Genomic DNA, 215 nt, shown 5'->3' on the forward strand with positions numbered 1-215 from the left:
GGCCGCCGCCACTGCCCCACTGCCTCGAGGATGCGAGTGCCGGCTGTGGGCCGCTCGCCCCGCGCGGAAAGCGCGCTGGGCTGCCCTTCGATAATCCAGTGCCGGTCGATCCGTGCCGCCCCGAACTGGCTGACCAGCAGCGCGCCTTCAACCATGCCCTTCAACGGCACCAGACCTTGCGCATCAAGGTGTTCGACCAGCAGCCGCACCCGCCC

At 70.2% G+C, this 215-nt stretch carries 1 pseudogene; it reads right to left on the bottom strand.

Annotated elements, in window-relative coordinates:
* A pseudogene (locus tag H926_RS34715) lies at window positions 1–215 on the bottom strand (xanthine dehydrogenase accessory protein XdhC); the annotation flags it as partial.

The organism is Novosphingobium sp. B-7 (genome assembly GCF_000410615.1).
Lineage (GTDB): Bacteria > Pseudomonadota > Alphaproteobacteria > Sphingomonadales > Sphingomonadaceae > Novosphingobium > Novosphingobium capsulatum.